This is a genomic window from Protofrankia sp. CiP1_Cm_nod4 (assembly GCF_982290645.1).
Window position 1 is genome coordinate 55144 of the sequence record NZ_CEVIVC010000009.1, and the last position, 5007, is coordinate 60150.

Genomic DNA, 5007 nt, shown 5'->3' on the forward strand with positions numbered 1-5007 from the left:
AGACGTCGAGGGTGACGGCGCCGAACAGGTACTCCAGACCGGCGTTGTCCAGCGCGTACGGGTCGCCCTCCATGTCGAAGTAGATATCGCCGGGATCCGGCGCCGGCAGGGACGCGAGCCCGTCGGGCGCGACCACCCGGACGGTCACCGTGCCGGTCCGGTCCTCGTCGGTGCGGGTCGCGTCCTGGATGATCTGTAACTGTGCCTGGAGCCGCAGCCCGGCGAACGTCGCCGCCGCCATCGAGGCGGGGCGCCGCTCGTCGCCCGCGGCGGCAAGCTCCTCGACCGAGGTGATGCCGGCGGCCCGCAGCTTGCGCCGCTGGTCCGTGCGCAGGCCGGCGACCAGCGACAGGTCACGGGCGGCTTCCCGGCCCCGCTCGCAGTGGGCGGCGAACGCGCAGGCCCCGCAGGCGGGCCGCGGATCGCCCCAGGACGGCCGGGGGGCCGCGGGCGGGTGCTCGAGCTGCGCGGTCAGCCTGCCCCGGGCGTGGTCGACCATGGGCGCGACGTCCTCGACCCGCAGCGACTCCAGCCGGCCGTCGCCGAGTAACAGGTGGATGCGCCGCGCGGCGGCCACCCCGATCGTCGGCAGCGCCCGGGCGTAGGAGGCCAGCTGCACCACGGCCGCGGGACGGGCGTGCCGGGCGAGCTTGGCGTCGTACGGCTCGTAGCGGCCGGGCACGGCCTCGCCGGTGCGCGCGCCGGTGACCGGGTCGAGGTGCGTGGCGACCAGGAAGTCGGGCCGTCCCTGGTAGGAGCCGTCGAAGAGCACCGCCTGGTAGATAACGGCGGCCCCGGCCGCGACGGCCGCACGGGTCTGCTCCCGGGCGGCCTCCAGCGCGGCCAGACCGCTCTCGGGGCGTTCGATCATCGCGACGGCGTCGGCGCCGAAGATGCCGACGAAGTGCGCGAGCCACCGCCGTTCGTGCGCGTCACCGTGGCGGACCAGCAGTTCGTCCGCTTCACCGGCCGTGATCGGCTCGCCGGTGGTGTCGTCGTCCAGCCGTACCCCGGCCGCGTGGGCGTGCGACAGCGCGAGCCGGTGCCCGCACTCGAGCGCGTCGACGACGTCGCTCGCCGACACCACCCACCGGTCCTCGAACCGCTGCATGCTCCTCCGCATCGCCCGGATCCCTGTTCCCGGGATCGCCCGCCGGGCCCGTGGAAAGCGCCGTGGCCATCATCCTCGCCCCGGATTCCCGGGTGCTCTGCGCGGTCCCCGCCGTAGCGTGGGGACCGCGCAGAGCTCACGGTATGCTTGATCCCAGCGGCGCGCGGCGTCGGACACGTCCCGGCGTCAGGCACGTCCCGGCGTCAGGCAGCCCCAGGTCTGCCGCGTGGGTTCGCAGGAGGTGTGCCATGGCCGCGGAGATGGTCGCTCCCGCATGTATGCACGAACAGATCACTGCGGAGCAGTATGACTCCTGGTCCGAGGACCAGTGCGCGGGCATCGAGATCGTGGATGGAATGATCGTTGTAAGCCCCAGCGCGTCCATGCGGCACAACCGGCTGGCCCGGATCCTCGCGAATGCCCTGGACACGGCCGGCGGGGCGGACTGGAACGCCGATACGGACTTCGACGTCCGGCTGCAGGACGTGCCGCTGACCAATCGGCGTCCGGATGTCGTGGTGTACCGCGCGGACACGATCGATGTCACGCCCACCCGTCCGGAGCACGTGCTGCTGATTGCGGAGATCGTCTCGCCGGGTTCGGAGACCACGGACAGGATCGTGAAGGCGGACCAGTACGCCAGATCCGGCATTGCCTACTACTGGCGGATCGAGGGGTCCGCCACCGGTGCTCCGCTGGTGTACACCCATGTCCTCGACCCGGCGACCAGGACCTACCGGAACGCGGAGGTGTTCGTCGGTGTGCTCGACACCACGGCACCCTTCCCCGTGAAGCTCGACCTCGGCCGGCTCTGACGCTGATCCGACGATCGGCGGCGCCGATGACCGCCTGGTAGGGCGGGGCAGGTCGCGGCGGCAGACATCGGCATCATGCGGGCTGATTCTGATCTCGATATGTCTGAATCGTGTTTCAGCGGCCGGCTGGCGGCGGAGACCTGCGCGACGGTGCGCTAACCGGTTCGGGTGCCGTAGCGGGTGGCGGCGTCGCGGACGAGCCGCAGGGATTCGGTGTCGGCGGTCAGGTGTTCGCTGTCCATCAGGCTGAACGCGAACAGGCCGGCGCCGGTGACCTGGCGTATGTAGTCGTCGGTGAAAACCGCCCGCAGATCGTTGTGCCAGGTGTCCGCCGAGCCGTCGTCGGGTTTGTAGTGCGCGACCATGACCGGGCCGTATTTCCCGAGGATTCGGGTCATGTCACGGATGTCGTCGACGTTGTTCTTCGAGTCCATCGCCTGGAAGCTCTGGAAGTCCGACTGCCGCAGCACGTCGTCGAAATACCCGATCAGTGATTTCCCGCCGCCCTTCCCGGGGTCGTCCCAGCGGGCCTGCCAGCCACCCCAGCCGAGGGAGATCCGGGCGTTCGGCGCTGTCGAGCGGAAGATTCCCATGGCGGCGGTGTACTGGTCCTTGAGCTTGAGGTAGTAGTTCGTCACCTCCGGGGTGGCGGCCCAGGTGTTGGCCTTGCACGGGTAGGTCTGCAGTTCGGTGAACAGTGTGACGTACAGCGGCGGCCCGTCCGCCGCGCCGCCGAATATCTGGGCGAGCCGGCGGGTGTCGCTGAGGAACGACGACGATAGGGGGTAGTCCCGCCCGCAGGCCGGCCCGTACCTGGTCTGCACGGTGGTGACCCTGCCCGCCCCGCCGAGCCACACGACGAGATGGATCGCGCGCCCACCGGCGTAGACCCGCGGAATCAGGTCCTTCGACCAGTCGGTGAGAAAACCGAAGTCATTGGGGCTGTTGTACCAGGTCGTGAACATTCCCAGCTGGTCGGCGACGGGTGAGGCCGAGTCGCTGTCGAGGGAGGGGCCGAGGCCGAACACAAGCTTGCCGGCCCGGCCGAAACCGGGCGGCCTGGCCGCGCCGGTATTCGCGCCGCCGGTATTCGCGCCGCCGGTTTTTTCCACACCGCCGGACGCGCCGGCCGCCGCGCCGCCTGCTGGCGCCGCACCGGTAGGAGCGGTGACGGGGACGGCTGCGGGGACGGCTGCGGAGGTGGTCGACGCCACTGCCGGCTGCCGTGCCGGCGGGCGGCCTGCCAGGTCCGGCAGCGACCACACGACCATTCCGGCCAGCGTCGTACAGAGGATAATTCCGGCCGTCAGGACAGGAAAACGCTTCAGTACGGACAAGGGGGCCGCTCCGTAATTTTTCCGAAGTTTTCCCCCGGACGGGGACAGCGTACATGCCGCGGCACCGGATGATCTCCGAGGCGGAGGCCGTCGCTCGAGTGAAGGTGATGACACGGACGACGCTGACGACACGACGGCGCGGCCGCGGCACCGACGAGGCGGCGTCCGGCACTCGGCATCCGATGTCGGATATCCGACCGCCTCCGCGCTGGCCTGCCGCTGGTCACGACCACCGTCGGAGCCGTCGGAGCCGTCGGAGCGCTGGTCGAGCCACTCGTCGTGTCGCTGGTTGCACCACCGGTCACACCGCCGCCGGCCGCGTTGTCGCCGGCCGGCCCGTTCGGTCGAAACCCCCGATTCCGTGCGGATGCGGCAGTTATGATCGCTCCGGCGAAGGACGCCGGTAGCGACTGGCCCGGTGGCCGCCAACCTCCGGCCGCGGGGGGAGATGAGCAGGTGGATGGGACCGCGCTGCAGGTCGACACCCCGGACGGGCAGGTTGTCCTCGCGGGGGCTGGGCCGTATGTGGTCGGGCGGGCACGTCAGGCCGATGTCGTTGTCGTCGACCGGCGCGTGTCCCGACGGCATCTGATCCTGGAGTCGGGCACCGACGGCTGGCTGGTGCGTGACACCAGCGCCAACGGCCTGTGGCGTGACGGCAGGCGGGTGGGCAACGTCAACGTCACCTCACATGGTGGTCAGGTCCGGATCCGCCTTGGCGCCGCGGACGGGCCGGAGATCGTTTTCGTGCCGCGCTCCGCTCCTCACCCGCAGCCGCCGGGCTGGACGGAGCGGCCTGGCGACCCGCTGACCGCGCTGGCCGGCGCTGGTGACGCCAGCGGCCCGCGGGCCGGGCGGGTGCTCCGGGGCGGTGCGGCCGACGACGACGTGTCAACGTCCCAACATCAGGTGGTGGGCCACGACCGCAGGGTCCACCGGCTGCGTCCCGGGCGGATGATGCTGGGCCGCTCCCAGGACAACGACGTGGTCGTGGACGACTTACTGGCCTCTCGACACCATGCCCAGCTCCGGATCGGCCCGCAGCGCCGGGTCGACGGCGGCGTGGGCGGTAGCGGCGTGGGCGGCAGCAGGGCCGGTGGTGCCATCGTCGGCGATCAAGGTAACGGTAAGATCATGGAAGGTGATAACGCTGCCGGCGTCGCCGTCGAGGTCGTCGATCTGGGGTCGGCCAACGGCACGTTCGTCAACGGTCAGCGGGTGGCCCAGGCGTTCGTGGCGCAGCGTGACGTCATCGCGATCGGGCACCACCTGTTCCAGCTCGACGGCGGCACGCTGGTCGAGTACGTCGACGGCGGCGACGTCACCTTCGAGGTGAAGAGCCTGTCGGTGTGGGCCGGCCCCAAGCAGCTCATGCACGACGTCACGTTCCGGCTGCCGGCCCGGTCGCTGCTCGGCGTCGTCGGCCCGAGCGGCGCGGGCAAGTCGACGTTACTCAACGCGCTCACCGGGTTCCGCCCGGCAGACGCCGGCGTGGTCCGCTACGCCGGTCGGGATCTCTACGCCGAGTACGACGAGCTGCGCCGCCGGATCGGCTACGTCCCGCAGGCCGACCCGCTGCACGGTCAGCTCACCGTCCGCCAGGCCCTGGAGTACGGCGCCGAGCTGCGCTTCCCCGCGGACACGACGGTGGAGGAGCGGCGCAGCCGGGTCCGGGAGGTCATCTCCCAGCTCGGGCTGCACGGCCATGCCGACACGCCGGTGAGCCGGCTGTCGGGCGGGCAGC

At 71.0% G+C, this 5007-nt stretch carries 4 protein-coding genes; 2 read left to right on the forward strand and 2 right to left on the reverse strand.

What is annotated here, in order from left to right; translation table 11 throughout:
* On the reverse strand, positions 1–1111 hold a 1111-nt coding region (locus AC5LSR_RS03730; protein ID WP_493468141.1), incomplete at its 3' end, for a TM0106 family RecB-like putative nuclease.
* A gap of 260 nt (positions 1112–1371) precedes the next feature.
* On the opposite strand from AC5LSR_RS03730, the gene AC5LSR_RS03735 reads away from it, so the two are divergent.
* Positions 1372–1926, forward strand: coding sequence for a Uma2 family endonuclease (locus AC5LSR_RS03735; RefSeq protein WP_250283690.1), 555 nt, complete (start codon positions 1372–1374; stop codon positions 1924–1926).
* Positions 1927–2081: 155 nt separating this feature from the next.
* Here AC5LSR_RS03735 and AC5LSR_RS03740 read toward each other — a convergent pair whose 3' ends face one another.
* A complete protein-coding gene (locus tag AC5LSR_RS03740; protein WP_250289740.1) occupies positions 2082–3197 on the reverse strand; it encodes a hypothetical protein in 1116 nt (371 codons plus the stop codon).
* Positions 3198–3719: 522 nt separating this feature from the next.
* Here AC5LSR_RS03740 and AC5LSR_RS03745 point away from each other — a divergent pair.
* On the forward strand, positions 3720–5007 hold a 1288-nt coding region (locus AC5LSR_RS03745), incomplete at its 3' end, for an FHA domain-containing protein (protein WP_493468142.1).